This window comes from Hymenobacter rigui, assembly GCF_003944715.1.
Taxonomy (GTDB): Bacteria; Bacteroidota; Bacteroidia; order Cytophagales; family Hymenobacteraceae; genus Hymenobacter; species Hymenobacter rigui.
In genome coordinates, this window is record NZ_RWIT01000001.1 from 171,930 (window position 1) to 185,096 (window position 13,167).

The window sequence follows — 13,167 nt, forward strand, 5'->3', positions numbered from 1 at the left end:
TGGGTGGTAGAGGAATGCAAAGATACGGGGCCGACGGGCTTTCGGTAGTCAGGTAGGATGAAGCACAAACACAACGGCCTCGGTATCTTTGGGCTCTACTCTGTGTCATCTACCCCGCGAGGCTATGCGCTACTGGTTTCTCCTGTTATTGAGTGTTCTACCATTACTAAACGGTAGGGTCATTGCCCAATCTTCAACCGCCCGGCCCATGTACCGCAACCTGGTAATGGAAGGCGGCGGCATCCGGGGAGTGGCGTATGGCGGGGCGCTGGAGGAGCTGGAGCAGCAGGGCGTGCTGGCGGGCCTGCAGCGGGTGGGCGGCACCTCGGCCGGAGCCATTCAGGCGGCGCTGCTGGCCGTGGGGTTTTCGCCCCGGGAGATTATCGAGGTAGTGAATAACACGCCCATCCAGCGCTTCAACGACGGGCGGTTTATGTTTATCGGGGGCAGCCACCGCCTCACCAAGCAGTTTGGCTGGTACCGCGGCGACGCCCTCACCGAGCACATGCGGCAACTGGTAGCCCGCAAAACCAATAAGCCCGACCTCACGCTGCTGGAGCTGCACCAGCTGGCTCAGCAGCAGCCCGGCCGCTTCCTGGACCTGTACACCACCGGCACCAACCTCACCCAGCAGCGCATCCAGGTATTCAGCTACGAAACCAGCCCCACCATGCGCGTGGCCGATGCCGTGCGCATCAGCATGAGCATTCCGCTCTACTTCCGGGCCGTGCTGCTCGATGCCCGCGGTAACGTCATCCACGGTAAGCCCCAAAAGGGCCAGCCCGTGCAGGTGCTGGTTGATGGAGGCCTGCTGGCCAACTACCCCGTGGAGCTGTTCGACCACCCGCGCTACCTGCCGGCCCAGCTTTCGGCCTCCACCAAGCCCGATGCCGAGGGCCGCGTGTATAACCCCGAAACCCTGGGCCTGCGCCTGGATAGGGCCGAGCAGATTGCCTGTGATACGCTGCCCACCGGCCGCCAGCAGCTGGCTCCCTACGATATCAACGGTTTCGGCAGCTACATAGCGGCGCTGTACAACCTCACCGAGGAAACCCTCAACCCCACCCGCGCCCAGGACTGGGCCCGCACCATCAGCATCAATACCGAAGGCTTCGCCCCCAAAATCAAGCGCATGCCCGACGCCGACAAGCAGCGCCTGATGGCCAGCGGCCGAAAGGGTGTACAGGCGTTTTTCGGGCGGTGACCCCACCCCCGGCCCCTCTCCCGGAGGGGAGGGGCTGGGGGTGGGGTGAAACGGTTTACCTTTGCCTGACCTCCCACTCACCAAGTCACTCATTCATCATCTCACCGCATGTACACCACCCTTCAGCCCGACCTCGAAAAGCAGCTTCAGGAAATCAAAGATGCCGGCCTTTACAAAAAGGAGCGGGTGATTACCTCGCCCCAGGGCGCCGAAATTGAAACCGCCGAGGCGGGTGAGGTGCTGAACTTCTGCGCCAACAACTACCTGGGCCTGTCGTCGCACCCCGAGGTGATTAAAGCGGCCAAAGAAGCCATTGATACGCACGGCTACGGCATGTCGTCGGTGCGCTTCATCTGCGGCACCCAGGATATCCACAAGCAGTTGGAAGCCAAGCTGGCTGAGTTTTTGGGTACCGAGGACACCATCCTGTACGCGGCGGCTTTTGATGCCAACGGCGGCGTATTCGAGCCCCTGTTCAACGAGCAGGACGCCATTATTTCGGATGCTCTGAACCACGCCTCCATTATTGATGGTGTGCGCCTGTGCAAAGCCCAGCGCTACCGCTACGAGCACAACAACATGGAGGACCTGGAAAAGCAGCTCCAGGACGCCGTAGCCAAAGGGACCCGTCACCGTATCATCGTAACGGACGGCTCGTTCTCAATGGACGGCACCATTGCCCAGCTCGATAAAATCTGTGACCTGGCCGACAAGTACGAGGCGCTGGTGATGATTGACGAGTGCCACTCGATGGGCTTCCTGGGCAAAACCGGCCGGGGCACCCACGAGTACCGCAACGTGCTGGGCCGCGTGGATATCATCACCGGCACGCTGGGCAAAGCCCTGGGCGGGGCTATGGGCGGCTTCACCTCGGGCCGCAAGGAAATTATTGATATGCTGCGTCAGCGCAGCCGGCCCTATCTGTTCAGCAATACCCTGGCACCCGCCATTGTGGGGGCCAGCCTGCGCGTGCTGGAGCTGCTCACCGAAAGCACCCAGCTCCGCGACCAGCTGGAGGAAAACACGAAATACTTCCGCGAGAAGATGACGGCCGCCGGCTTCGACATCAAGCCCGGGGAGCACCCCATCGTGCCCGTTATGCTCTACGATGCCAAGCTGAGCCAGGAGTTTGCGGCCCGCATGCTGGAAAAGGGCATCTACGTGGTGGGTTTCTACTTCCCCGTAGTGCCCAAGGGTCAGGCCCGCATCCGGGTGCAGCTCTCAGCCGCCCATACCCGTGCTCATCTGGACAAAGCCATTGCCGCCTTCATTGAGGTAGGTAAGGAGCTGGAAGTGCTGAAGTAATTGCCCCCGTCCAGACGGAGTAAATCTAGTTCTGCCTGAGCTCAATAAAGCGTCATGCGCTCTGTCGGTTTGTCGGCAGAGCGCATGACGCTTTACGCGTAGATAAAGGAATTATTTATTGCCGGTAAAACTGTACCGAACAATGCAGATGCCGGTTTCGGCTTTGGGGGCCAGATTAACCTTACCAGTCAATTTGCCATTCGCATTAATTGTAAAAACTACTTGCCTTGCTGGTTCAGTATCGGTGCCAGACGAAAATCGGTTGAAATAAAACTGGCCATCCTTAAGGTTTCCTTTTAGATCAACCATGCCCGGTACAGATAAGGTGTATACTTCCTTCTCCTGAGAAATAGTCCAAACCTGTTTCTCCGGTTTGCCTGTTGGGAATTCCTGGATGCCCGATGGTCCACTGCAATAATTCTCAGTGCTGACAAGTGTAATCTGCCATTTGCCAACTATATCGGAGGTTGGCTTTGATTGAGAAAAACTGCTAATCACGCAGAATAGAATTGGCACCAGAGAGAGAATAACCCTTTTTATCATGGGAGTAAAGATAGTTCTTGTCGGGTTCCTTACGCCGCCACCTCCGCTGCCGGGCTGGCCGACGCCGCCGGTTTGGGAGCCATATCGAACAGGAACTCGTTGAGGCGGGCGCGCAGGTCGGCGGGGGCCAGGTTGCGGAATACCTCCCCGCCGCGCACCAGGGAAATCTGGCTGGTTTCCTCGCTCACTACCAGCACCACGGCGTCGGTTACCTCCGTGAGGCCGATGGCGGCACGGTGGCGCAGACCCAGGGCGGCCGGTACGTCGGGATTTTCGCTGACGGGCAGAATGCAGCGCGCCGCCTTAATGCGGCCGTTGCTGATGATGACGGCCCCATCGTGCAAAGGGCTGGTTTTGTTGAAGATGCTCATCAGCAGGCGCTTGCTCACGGTGGCGTCGAGCAGGTCGCCAGAGTCGGCGAAGAACTTCAGGTCGGAGGCCATGCTGAAGGCAATGAGGGCCCCGGTTTGCTTGCTGGCCAGGCTTTTGGCGGCCTCAATGAACGGGGTAATGTTCATGCGCTCCGGTTGGGTGTCGCGCCGCCACGAGAACATGCGCAGCCGGTTGCTGAAGCTGGTAGCCTTGCCCACGTTCAGCAGAAACCGTCGGATTTCCTGCTGAAACAGAATGATGCCCGCCAGCACGCCCACGCTCATAAACTGCCCCAGAATGCTGGTGAGTAGTTCCATGCCGGCCGCCTTCACCACCAGGTAGAAGAGGTACAACGACATGAAGCCCAGAAACACCTTTAGCGCCACACTTCCCGTCAGCAGCTTGTAGAGCTGATAGAACAATACCGTGACCAGCAGCACGTCCACGACGTCTACCCAGCCAATGCGCAGGAAGCCGATGCCGAAGGAGCCTATCACGGGGAAAGATTTGGGAAAGTGTTGAGTACCAACTGAATGGTTTGGGTTGCCTCCGCTACATCGTGTACGCGCAGCAGCCGGGCACCGTTGAGTACCGCCAGGGTGTTGACGCTGACCGTACCCGCCAGGGCTGCATCGGGGGTGAGGCCGAGCGGTTTGTACACCATGCTTTTGCGCGACAGGCCCGCCAGAATAGGCAAGCCCAGCACGTGCAACTCCCGTAGTCGGCGCAGCAGCTCGTGGCCCTGGGCGGGCGTTTTGGCAAACCCAAACCCGGGGTCCAGCACCACATCCGTTACGCCGTGCTGGCGCAGCTCGGCCAGCTTGTCGCGGAAGTAGCGCACCAGCTCCAGCACCAGGTCGCCCTCGTATTGGGTGAGTTGGGTCATGGTCTGGGGCGTGCCGCGCATGTGCATCAGAATGTAGGGCACGCCCAGGCGGCCGGCCGTGGGTAGCATGTCGGCATCCAACTGGCCCCCGCTCACGTCGTTCAGGATGTCGGCCCCGGCGGCTACGGCCTCAGCCGCCACCTCGGCCCGGAAGGTATCCACGGAAATAAACGCCTCCGGAAACGCCCGGCGCACGGCGGCCACGGCGGGCAGCAGGCGGCGCTTTTCCTCCTCCGGACTGATATCCTCGGCCCCGGGGCGGGTGGAGTAGCCGCCCAAATCCAGTACGGCGGCCCCGGCTTGCAGCATCTGCTCGGCCCGGCGCAGCAGGTCGTCCTCGGCGGCCACGCGGCTGTCCTGGTAGAAGGAATCGGGCGTCAGGTTGAGGATGCCCATCACCTGCGGACGGCGCAAATCCAGCACCCGGCCGCCGGGGCAGCGCAGCGTCAGCCTCGGGGAAAAGCACGTATCTTGCGGGGCCTGGAACATGGATTTTTGGGTAGTTTTTACGCTGTCATCCTTCGTCCTCGATTGATACGCGACATGCTTAGGATGGCAGGCCATAAAGGCGAATAGCAACAAAATAGCCGCAAAAACTTGGAGAATCAAACTCAGCTTGAATATGACCGGGTGCTGACCCGGTGCCGGACGCTGTTTCTGGCTAAAACCCACGACTATGGCACGGCTTGGCGAATTTTGCGGCTGCCCAGCGTTACGGACCAGATTTACATTAAAGCCCAGCGCATCCGCAGCATTCAGGAGAAGGGCACGCAGCTGGTAGCCGATGGGGTGGAGGAGGAGTTTGTGGCCATCATCAACTACTGCCTCATTGCCCTGATGCAGCTGCGCCTGCCCGCCGATGCCCCCCTGGACCTGGACCCCGCCGCCGTGGCCCGCGCCTACGACGAGGAAACCGAGGCCAACCGCCAGCTGCTCTTCGCCAAAAACCACGACTACGGCGAGGCGTGGCGGCAGATGCGCATTGAGAGCATCACGGACATCATTCTGATGAAGCTGCACCGCACCAAGCAGATTGAGGACCTGGGCGGTCTGACCCGCGTATCGGAAGGCGTGGACGCCAACTACCGGGACATGCTGAACTACGCCGTGTTTGTGCTGATTAAAATGGGCTACGGGGAGCAGCAGTAACCTGCCGTCCTGTGCCTGCTGAGGACCTTATCACTGTGGGGCAACTGTTTCGGCAATGGTGAGTATTATTTCCACGTGATAAAGTCCTGCACAAGCTCCCAATGACCAGTACCTTTAGCTCTCAAGCGCCAAGCGCCCCTGTTCCCAAGCCTCCCTTTATGAAACAACTGACCCGCATCTGCTGGCTGCTGCTGGGCACTGTGTTTATCTTCTCGGGCCTCGTGAAGCTGAATGACCCTATTGGCACGGCCCTGAAGCTGGAAGAATACTTTGAAGTATTTGCCAAGGATTTCGGCTCGTTCTTCACCTTCTTCATTCCGCATTCCCGCACGCTGAGCATCTTCCTGAGCTCCCTGGAAGTGGTACTGGGTGTGGCCCTGCTGCTGCGCTGGATGCTGCGCCAGACGCTGTGGGTACTGCTGGGGCTGCTGGTATTTTTCGGGTTCCTGACGTTTTACTCGGCCGCCTTCAATAAGGTAACCGACTGCGGCTGCTTCGGCGACTTCCTCAAGCTCACACCCTGGGTTTCGTTTGCCAAGGACACGTTCCTGCTGGGCCTGTGGCTGGTGGTGTTCCTGAACCAGCGCTACCTGCGCCGTGTGTTTGCCAAAGGCACTACGGGTGTCATGTACATTACCCTCGCCTCGGCCGTGGCGGTGGGCGTGGGCGTGAGGGCGCTGGGCCACTTGCCCTACTTCGATTTCCTGCCTTATAAAATCGGGAACAACATTCCGCAGCTGATGAAGCCCCGGGAGCAGGCCAAGTACCAGTACGTGATGGAGCGCAACGGCGAAACCAAAACCTTCACGGAATACCCCACCGACTCCACCTGGAAGTACAAGAGCATGGAGGTACTGAATCCCGAGGCCAGCAAGCCTGTCATCACCGACTTCTCCATCTTCGACGCCGAGCAGCAGAATCATACCGACGAGGTACTGAAGGGCAACAAGCTGCTGCTCATCATCCAGAACGTGCAGGACGCCGACCGGGACCGGTTCAAGGACATCAACAAGCTGATGGAAGCCACGGCCAAGTCGCGTAAGCAGATTCAGCCGCTCATCATCACCAGCAGCAGCCCTCAGGAGTTCGATGCCTTCCGCCACGACGTGAACCTGCCCGGCACTTACTACTTCGCCGATGCCACGGTGCTCAAATCCATGATTCGCTCCAACCCCGGCTTTATTCTGCTGCAGGATGGCGTGGTGAAAGGCAAGTACCACTACCACGACATCCCCGACGCCAGCAAGCTGGAAGACCTTTTATAGTGCTTAGTTATTAGTGCCTGGTGCTTAGGCTGGTTAATCAGAATCCAAACACCAAGCACTAATATCTAAGCACCAAGCACTAACAAATGATTGGTTTTATTCTGACCCGGTTGTGGCAGGGCGTACTGGTGCTGCTGGGCGTAGCCCTCACCGTGTTTTTCCTGTTTCAGGTGCTGCCCGGCGACCCGGTGGCCCTGCTGGCCGGCCAACGCTCCGACGCCGCCACCCGCGCCGCCATTGCGCAGGACCTGGGCCTCGACCAGCCCCTGCCCGTGCAGCTGCTGGGGTACCTCAATGATGTGTCGCCGGTGGGCGTGCACCCGCGCGACTCGGCGGGCGTGGCCAAGTACGGCGGCGTGCAGTTGCTGCCGTTGGGCGCGGAGAAGGCGCTGGTGCTGAAAACGCCCTACCTGCGCCGTTCTTTCCAAAGCAATAAAGAAGTGCTGAGCATCCTGCTCGACCACTTTACTGGCACCATGTGGCTGGCTTTGGCGGCTATGCTGCTGGCGGCAGTGGTTGGTATTGGGCTGGGCGTGGTAGCAGCCCTGCGTCCCCATTCCTGGCTGGATCGGGTGCTGGTGTCTACCTCGGTGCTGGGTATTTCGGTGCCATCGTTTGTGGCAGCTATTCTCATTGCCATTACGTTCGGGTTCTACTGGAGCCGCTGGACGGGCCTGAACCTCACCGGGCAGCTCTTCGAAACCGACCCTTTCACCGGCCGCCACCTGGTGCTAAAAAATCTGCTGCTGCCGGCCATTGCTCTGGGCGTGCGGCCCCTGGCGGTTATTGTGCAGCTCACCCGCTCCTCCATGCTCGATGTGATGAGCCAGGACTACATCCGCACGGCCCGGGCCAAGGGGCTTTCGGGCTACCGCATGGTGGTGGGGCATGCTCTTAAAAATGCCCTGAACCCGGTTATTACGGCCGTATCGGGCTGGCTGGCTTCGCTGATGGCGGGTGCTTTCTTTATTGAGTACATCTTCAACTGGAAAGGCCTAGGAACCGTAACGCTCCGTGCCGTGGAAAACCTCGATTTTCCGGTGGTCATGGGGGCCACTATTTTCATTGCGGCACTGTTTGTAGTGGTGAACATCGTGGTAGATGTCCTCTACGCCGTGTTCGACCCCCGCGTGAAGCTGGGGTAACTTCACTTTCCTCACATTTCACACCATGCGCCTTTACCTGATTGGCATGCCCGGCGCGGGCAAAACTACCCTGGGTCGGGCGCTGGCCGTAGCATATCAGCTGCCATTTCTGGATCTGGATGAGGAAATTGTGCGTCGGGAGCAGCGGAGCGTGTCGGAGATATTCGCTCAGGACGGGGAGGAGTATTTTCGGCAGCGGGAGGCTGATGTGCTACGCAGCCTCATTGCTGAACACCCGCAGATAGTACTGGCCACCGGTGGCGGCACGCCCTGCTTCCACCATAACCTGGAGTTGCTGCTCGAAACCGGCTTGGCGCTGTATCTGGCGGTGCCGATAGAAGAGCTGGTGCGCCGGCTGTTGGCCGTGGCCGCCACGCGCCCTCTGTTGGCCTCTTTGCCCGATGCCGCCGGCCTGGAAACCCGCTTGCGTGAAACCTTGGCGGCCCGGCAGCAGTTTTATGAACGTGCACCGCTGCGCTGCACGGCCCCTACCTGCTCCGTAGATGCTGTGCAACAACTGCTGGCCCGCTACTCCGCCACGGCATAATAACCTGAGTGAGTGGCCCGGCATTTGCGCAAGCATGCGTATTTTTGCGCCTTCATCATTCCTGTATTGGTATGAATACCACTTCCGAAGCTCCGGAAACCGTTGCTCCCGTTACGCCCGCCAAACCCGCCGAAGCTATTAAGCCCAAGCACAAAGGCTCGGCCCGCCTGTTTGAGAATCCGGTACTGGAGCGCCTGACCCATACGCACATTGCCGGTCCGCTCACCATTTTTTTCGCCGTAGCGGCCGTAAGCCTATACTATAGCCTCAGTCAGGGCCTGCTCACGGGGCTGTCGGCCTTCGGGCTGTTTCTGGGAGGCTGGTTCCTGTTCACGCTGGCTGAGTACCTGATGCACCGCTTCCTGTACCACATGAAGACGGATACGCCCGGTAAGGCCAAATTTCAGTACACCATGCACGGCGTACACCATGAGTTTCCGAAGGATAAGACCCGCCTGGCCATGCCCCCCATCCTGACGGTGTTCGTGGCTTCCCTGCTGTTCTTCATATTCCGGTTCACGTTCGGCAATGCCGGCTTTGGTATCCTGGCGGGGTTCGTGTTTGGCTATGCGCTGTACCTGTTTGTGCATTATGCCATTCACATGTATTCGCCCCCGAAAAACTTCCTGAAATTCTGGTGGCATCATCATGCGCAACACCACTACCGGCAGGATGAAATTGCCTTTGGCGTGAGCACCACCCTCTGGGACCACATTGTGGGTACTATGCCTAAGAACAAGAAGTAGCAACCGACAAAAGCTCATCAGCCACAGCGCCCCGCCCACAATAGTGTGAGCGGGGCGCTGTGGCATACGGGTCGCTAAGCAGACATAGAAACGGCTAACGGGGTGCTGGCAGAAAAATATTGGGTGTGAGTTCTCAGGTAGCGAAGGGAATACCTACCTTGCGCGGTAAAGCAAGTTAGTAAGACGGTGTGTACAAGTGTATTGACGCGTTTTGATGCACACGTGTACCTGCCCTGGAACTTAGCACTCTCCGATTACCGGTAACCCTCGATTTTCTTACCTACTCTTCCCTATGAACAAACTTTACCTTGTTGCTCTCGGCTTGCTGCTGGGAACTTCGGTCGCGCAGGCCCAATACGTTTTCACGGATACTAACCTGGGGCCGTACACGCAGGATTTCAATACGCTGACTGGCAACCAGACCTTCACGAATGGCACAACGCTACCGGGCGTATACGCCACCTTCACGTTTGATACCGCGCCTACGGTTGAACAGGCAGCCTCTGCGTTCGGGCCTATTCCAGCCAACGACGGTAGCAACACCGCAGCCTTCTGGTATCACTTCGGCTATGCTGGCAGCACCGATCGGGCGCTGGGAGGTATTGCTTCCACCACCGTTGCCAACGGTATCGGCTACATTGGTATTCGGCTGAAAAACAGCAGCTCGAAGGTTATCAAGAACCTGGAAGTGCAGTACGCCATGGAGCAATGGTACAACTCCGGAAACAACGGCGCTGCCATGGTGAAATTCCACTACCAGCGGTCTGCCAGTGCCATAACGTCAAATATCACCGGAACCTGGACGCCGCTGACGACGCTGGACGTGCAGGCTCCTTCAACCACTACCGTTATTGCGCCGCGTGACGGCAATTCCTCCACCAACCGGCGGGTAATGAAAGCTACGCTGCAGGATATTAACCTGGCGGTAGGTGAAGAGATTATGCTACGGTGGTCGTACACGTTCAATACCGGCACCAATGGCAACGGGCTAAGTATGGATGATGTGGTCATTTCTCCCCAGACGAACGTATTTTACTCTGCCACCAGCGGGGATTTGGACAAAAACAACAGCTGGGGTACTTCCACCGATGGTTCCGGAACCAGGCCCTCGGATTTCACCTCCGCAAACCAGACGTTTTATGTACAGGGCACTGCCACCGCCAACCGTGTACAGCAGGGCAATGCCTGGATTGTAAGTGGCGCCAACTCCAAAATTATAGTGGGTAACGGCGTTACGCCTTCCCGCCTGCTGATTGATAATTCCAACAAAACAGTTGAAGGTATAATTGAGGTAGCCGCCGGCTCAACACTGGAAATTCAGCGCACGGACCTGAAGAATGTTAAACTGGGTTACCTGGACCCCACCAGCACGGTCATCTTCAGCGGTAATGGCCTGGCGCACACCATTCCGGCCACCAGCTACGGCAACCTAACGCTGGCCGATGGCGGCGCTAAAACGCTGGGAGGCGCAGTGCTGGTAAGTGGGCAGGTTAACCTGAACTCTAATACCAATCTTACTCTGGGTAATTACGATGCCACCATTCTGCGGGGCGGCGGGCTGAGCAATTACGGCAGCTCTGCCTTTGTGGTTACGAATGGTACCGGCCGCCTGCGCCAGGCCGTGCAGAACAGTGGCGTTGATGTGGTATACCCCGTGGGTAGCTCAGCCACCAGCTACACGCCTGCTTACCTGCAACAGCCCAATAGTACTACTGCCCGCAACGAGGATGTGTTCGGAGTACGCGTGCAGAACGGCATCTATAGCCGCTACGATGCCAATGACAACGCGCAGGGCACGGCCATATCGGCTAGCCAGGGCGTAGATAAAACCTGGCTGATAAGTGAGGAGGTGAAAGGTAATGCCAACGTGACGATGGGCCTGCAATGGAATACTGCCGATGAAGCTACTGGCTCTCCCGCCTTCGACCGCACCAAAGCCTACGTGGGGCACTATCTCACCTCACCACAACCGTATTTCGACCGGGTCGCTGCGACGGCCGCTACGGCGGGCTCTATTACCGGCAGCTACCGCATGAGCCGCTCCGGCATTACCAGCTTCTCGCCCTTCGTAGTTTCTTCCCGCAATGGCGGGCCGCTACCGGTGCAGCTGGTAAGCTTCTCGGCGCAACGGAGCGGCACGGGCGTAGTGAGTAGCTGGGAAACGGCTCAGGAACTTAATAACCGTCACTTCGTGGTAGAGCGCAGCCGCACCGGCCAGGATTTTGAGGCCATTGGTACGGTAGCCGGCCACGGTACCAGCAACAATGCCCACCGCTACCAGTACACGGATACACAGGCTCCCGCCGCCGTAACCTATTACCGGCTGCGGCAGGTGGATACCGACGGAGCGGAGGCGTTTTCAGCGGTGGTGGCAGTAAATGGTACGGGAGAGGCCGCGCTGGCCTGGGTACAGCCCAACCCCGGAACCGGCCTCTATCAGCTGGTAGTTCAGCAACCGGGCAGTGTGATACAGGCCGAGGTGCTCAGCGTGATAGGCTCCCGCGTGCAAACTGTGGGGGCCGATGGCCGCATCGACCTGCAGCAGCAGCCTAGCGGTATATACCTAGTACGCTACCGCACGGCACAGGGCCCCAAAACGCTTCGCCTACTCAAGGAATAACCGCATTCCGGTACTAATACAAAACGGCCCCGCACCAGTTGGTGAGGGGCCGTTTTGTATTATGAGGGGTAGCTTGTACGTGCCAGATTACGGACGGCGGAAGCGGCTTACAACAAACCAGATTAGCAGTACTATCAGGAACACACCTACAATGCCCGTCCAGGCACCGGCTTTAAAAACAGTGGCAATGGCGTCGCAGCTGCTTAGGCTGAAGGTGAGCAGAACCAGCAAGGCAGCAATAGTTGGGAAGCGGAAGGTGTTCATGGCGGAGAGAGTAAAAACGGTGGGCCGGACTATCCGGGGGATGCTGTTGTGTACTCTGCTTCCCTGTAAAAGGTTGATGCCATCATCTCAGGCCTGTTCAGCCAGCTATTCCGCACTGGCTAACCAGAGGTGCAACTATTCAACCAAGGCCCACCGCTTTGCCCGGTAGGTGGTTATGGGATGTCAGAAGGGAGAAATGTCCATTCCCAGTTGAAGCAGAAGAGGGGCGGTATACTCCGATCTTCCTTTTACGTGGTAACTCGCCGTAAGCATGCCACAATTTCACGCTGAATTTAGTTGCACCGGCAACTGGCAACAGAAGTTTTTTGTACAAAGAATCAGAAAAATCTCCGGCTACAGGAGCACCTATTGAACAGCGTTCCGCCAACTGCACTACAGAAAAAGAAAAACCCTACGACAAGCTGATAGTCAGCTCGTCGTAGGGTTTCTTAGCGCTCCCTCCTGGGCTCGAACCAGGGACCCTCTGATTAACAGTCAGATGCTCTAACCGGCTGAGCTAAGGAAGCGGTTATGGCGGCGGTGTTTTGCCGTTGCTGGTGCAATATTAGGGCAAACTTTCGGAAGCTGCAAACATGTGTTTTGAAATTTTTTTAACAATTTCTCTAGTTCGTGATTGTCAAAGTGTTGCCGGAAAGATAAGCGGCATATTGGCGAAGCGGCCGGGTAGCGGGGCCACTTTGTGGCTGCCCCTGTAGGCTGAACTGGGAATTGCAACAGGGGTCGTACAGGCGCAGAAATGGGTCAATCTTCACCCGGGCACAGGTATCGAGAGGTTGGTAGGGGCAATTCCGCTCGAAAGCCAAGTAGGAGCTGGCATTCTGCCGGACTACTATAATGCCTCGCACGCCGCCCTTGATATACACCGCGCCATTGTCGAAGCGCAGGTTGCTGTTCTGTTGATCAGTCAAGAACAGCACCTCATTCACCGCGGCCAACGGAATCTGCGGTTGGGTATCGTTGGTTGATGAGCAGGCGCTGACAACGAGCGTAGCACCCCCCAAAACAAGTAACCAGAGTCCGATACGAGAAAAGAATAAGCCCATTGCAGCAGAAGAGTAAGGTAAATGGGAAACGAACTGCACGTGCAGAAAGTGCGCGAG

The 13,167-nt window shown here is 58.0% G+C and carries 13 protein-coding genes and 1 tRNA gene; 8 read left to right on the plus strand and 6 right to left on the minus strand.

Annotated features, from left to right (window positions below; translation table 11 throughout):
- Positions 1–208: 208 nt before the first annotated feature.
- Both EI291_RS00700 and kbl read left to right on the plus strand, forming a co-directional pair.
- Positions 209–1,204, plus strand: coding sequence for a patatin-like phospholipase family protein (locus tag EI291_RS00700; protein ID WP_170172443.1), 996 nt, complete (start codon positions 209–211; stop codon positions 1,202–1,204).
- Between the two features lie 108 nt (positions 1,205–1,312).
- On the plus strand, positions 1,313–2,509 hold the full coding sequence (kbl, locus tag EI291_RS00705; RefSeq protein ID WP_125417349.1) for a glycine C-acetyltransferase: 1,197 nt from the start codon (positions 1,313–1,315) through the stop codon (positions 2,507–2,509).
- A 111-nt stretch (positions 2,510–2,620) separates the two neighbouring features.
- Here kbl and EI291_RS00710 read toward each other — a convergent pair whose 3' ends face one another.
- The 3 genes from EI291_RS00710 to folP are packed head-to-tail and all read right to left on the minus strand — an operon-like array spanning position 2,621 to position 4,799.
- Positions 2,621–3,052: a hypothetical protein gene (locus tag EI291_RS00710; RefSeq protein WP_125417350.1), complete on the minus strand. Its 432-nt coding sequence runs from the start codon at positions 3,050–3,052 to the stop codon at positions 2,621–2,623.
- A 29-nt stretch (positions 3,053–3,081) separates the two neighbouring features.
- Entirely contained in the window at positions 3,082–3,921 is an 840-nt protein-coding gene (cdaA, locus tag EI291_RS00715; RefSeq protein ID WP_125417351.1) for a diadenylate cyclase CdaA, read from the minus strand.
- Positions 3,918–4,799 (minus strand): dihydropteroate synthase, encoded by an 882-nt coding sequence (gene folP / locus EI291_RS00720; protein WP_125417352.1) that lies wholly within the window; start codon positions 4,797–4,799, stop codon positions 3,918–3,920. The genes cdaA and folP overlap by 4 nt, the downstream gene beginning before the upstream one ends.
- Positions 4,800–4,907: 108 nt before the next feature.
- Between folP and EI291_RS00725 the strand changes: the two genes are divergently transcribed.
- The 6 genes from EI291_RS00725 (at position 4,908) to EI291_RS00750 (ending at position 11,782) form a co-directional block, all read left to right on the plus strand.
- The gene (locus EI291_RS00725) at positions 4,908–5,459 is read left to right on the plus strand and encodes a DUF1599 domain-containing protein (protein WP_125417353.1); all 552 of its coding nucleotides are present in this window, start codon (positions 4,908–4,910) and stop codon (positions 5,457–5,459) included.
- Between the two features lie 158 nt (positions 5,460–5,617).
- Positions 5,618–6,724 (plus strand): BT_3928 family protein, encoded by a 1,107-nt coding sequence (locus EI291_RS00730; RefSeq protein WP_125417354.1) that lies wholly within the window; start codon positions 5,618–5,620, stop codon positions 6,722–6,724.
- Between the two features lie 86 nt (positions 6,725–6,810).
- Positions 6,811–7,869 (plus strand): ABC transporter permease, encoded by a 1,059-nt coding sequence (locus tag EI291_RS00735; protein WP_125417355.1) that lies wholly within the window; start codon positions 6,811–6,813, stop codon positions 7,867–7,869.
- A 25-nt stretch (positions 7,870–7,894) separates the two neighbouring features.
- Positions 7,895–8,416, plus strand: coding sequence for a shikimate kinase (locus tag EI291_RS00740; RefSeq protein WP_125417356.1), 522 nt, complete (start codon positions 7,895–7,897; stop codon positions 8,414–8,416).
- 71 nt (positions 8,417–8,487) lie between these two features.
- Complete coding sequence (locus EI291_RS00745; protein WP_125417357.1) at positions 8,488–9,162, plus strand: sterol desaturase family protein; 675 nt, start codon at positions 8,488–8,490, stop codon at positions 9,160–9,162.
- 292 nt (positions 9,163–9,454) lie between these two features.
- Entirely contained in the window at positions 9,455–11,782 is a 2,328-nt protein-coding gene (locus EI291_RS00750) for a T9SS type A sorting domain-containing protein (protein ID WP_125417358.1), read from the plus strand.
- A gap of 87 nt (positions 11,783–11,869) precedes the next feature.
- On the opposite strand, the gene EI291_RS22700 is transcribed toward EI291_RS00750, so the two are convergent.
- The 3 genes from EI291_RS22700 to EI291_RS00760 all read right to left on the minus strand — a co-directional run bounded on the left by EI291_RS22700 (position 11,870) and on the right by EI291_RS00760 (position 13,110).
- Positions 11,870–12,046, minus strand: a complete 177-nt coding sequence (locus EI291_RS22700) for a hypothetical protein (protein ID WP_170172444.1) — start codon at positions 12,044–12,046, stop codon at positions 11,870–11,872.
- A gap of 453 nt (positions 12,047–12,499) precedes the next feature.
- Positions 12,500–12,573 (minus strand) — tRNA-Asn (locus EI291_RS00755).
- 96 nt (positions 12,574–12,669) lie between these two features.
- Positions 12,670–13,110, minus strand: a complete 441-nt coding sequence (locus EI291_RS00760) for a Rieske (2Fe-2S) protein (RefSeq protein ID WP_148103358.1) — start codon at positions 13,108–13,110, stop codon at positions 12,670–12,672.
- Positions 13,111–13,167: the final 57 nt, after the last annotated feature.